Raw genomic sequence first — 1597 nt, 5'->3', positions numbered from 1 at the left:
GGATCGGAGCCAAGGTCGTCATGAGCGAGATTGGCGGCGGTATCGCGCCAAGCGGTCCGCTTCCGGCTTATAAAGGGGTAGGCAAGGACGGTGCCGCGCTGACGGCTGACTACTTTGCTTTCGCCAAGGCCAACGAGGACGTGCTGATCGGAAGCTGGTTCTGGATGGCGGGCAAGGTGAAAGCGGAATATCGCCACAAGGTCGAGGCGGGTAATCCGCATACGAAGGCACTGCAGAAGTTCTGGTGATCGAGACCCCGCGCGCGAACAGCGACGCGCTGCTCGTCGTCACCTCCGACTGACGGGGCGCTAGCAATTTAGCAGCGCCCCACCTCTGCCAAGTGATCGAATAATTTAAAATGAAAGGAGGTGATGCCCATGGCTGGGTGCACCGAGTTTCGCCAGTCCGGCCCCTGCCTGATAGCATGGCAGGGGCCGACGCCCGTCGCGCAGATCGCGTGGGATGCCGCTGAGAGCGGCTGGTACATCAACTTCTTAACCGTCGAGCAACCGCAGCTACTCGCGCCACTTCTGACGAAATTCCGGAAGCTATGGCGCCGCAGCGGCCGCCCGACCCTCTCGTTTCACGCATCCCCCGATAATCAAGTCATCGGGAGGCTTATAGGGATCCTCGGAGCTAAGTGCTTCGCGGGCCTCTATACCATTGTCGACTTGGACCATCAAAATAGGAAGAACGACCATGAGCAAGACCGAGAACGCACGCTATAAGAAGCTCTCTGCCAAGGGTAAGACCGAGTACGGCCGCGATCGTGCGAAGGATGCGGACGCCAATGGCGGCACGTTCAACGCCACCTTGGCGAAGCTGCACGCGGGCTTTTACGACAAGATGTAAGTAGAGCGCCCGGTTCCAAAGAGCCGGGCGCGATCCACTGGTTTAGCCGCGCTACCCGGCGTGGCAAACGCCTTACATTTAAGTCGCCAAACCGGAAGTCATGTGGCCACAGGAGTCGTTCGAGCATCGCGAAACTTTACCCATGCCGGCACAGTAAAGAGCCATGACAGATTGAGTGCGTCCGCGAAACGACTGATGAGGGCGGCCGACAATATGGCGATCCAAGCCAATGGGAGATGGACGAGGCTAGCTACGGGCGGGGTAAATGAATCAACCCCTTTTAGCGGAAGTACGAGGAGCATCAACACAGGCAGCTGCGTCACATAAAGCGGCACAGTCCGCGCCCCCATTGAGCGCAACTTAGCAGCGCCCCAAGGAAGTGATCGGTGCGTCACCTTTGCTAATGCAAGTAGCAACAGGACACCTGCCGCAGTGGCTGGGACCGAAACGAAGGCATCAACAGCCGCTTGGTCTGAGTGCCATAATATCGTGACGCACGTTGCGAACGCGACAGCTAATAAGGTAGCATGCACTACTGATTTCGGCACGCGAGCGAGAATCTCATTTCGGTACTGAGTACCGGCCCAGAAAAACAGGAAGAATTTCAATGCGCCGGTGTAAGCTTTTGATGACACGATGAAATCAATCAAGCCGTGCTGATTCCTCAGTTCGCCAAGCGCAAATCCTAGGGTCAGGACCCATTGATGTTAAAGGCGCGATCTGATTCAGGCTCCGTGAGGAGACT

The 1597-nt window shown here is 57.2% G+C and carries 3 protein-coding genes; 2 read left to right on the top strand and 1 reads right to left on the bottom strand.

Annotation, left to right across the window (positions count from 1 at the left end; all coding sequences use genetic code 11):
• A partial coding sequence (locus tag ASE89_RS20930) for a hypothetical protein (RefSeq protein ID WP_056681116.1) occupies positions 1 to 248 on the top strand: 248 nt, incomplete at its 5' end.
• Between the two features lie 451 nt (positions 249 to 699).
• Positions 700 to 852 (top strand): hypothetical protein, encoded by a 153-nt coding sequence (locus ASE89_RS20630; RefSeq protein ID WP_156363577.1) that lies wholly within the window; start codon positions 700 to 702, stop codon positions 850 to 852.
• Positions 853 to 950: 98 nt separating this feature from the next.
• Here ASE89_RS20630 and ASE89_RS20625 read toward each other — a convergent pair whose 3' ends face one another.
• Positions 951 to 1502 carry a hypothetical protein gene (locus tag ASE89_RS20625; protein ID WP_156363576.1) on the bottom strand — a complete coding sequence of 184 codons (552 nt, stop codon included), beginning with the start codon at positions 1500 to 1502 and terminating at the stop codon, positions 951 to 953.
• Between the last annotated feature and the right edge of the window lie 95 nt (positions 1503 to 1597).

This window comes from Sphingomonas sp. Leaf30 (genome assembly GCF_001422525.1).
In the GTDB taxonomy this organism is placed as follows: domain Bacteria; phylum Pseudomonadota; class Alphaproteobacteria; order Sphingomonadales; family Sphingomonadaceae; genus Sphingomonas; species Sphingomonas aerolata.
Note: the sequence above shows the minus strand (reverse complement) of the source record. Positions and strands in the feature narration are given on the sequence as shown.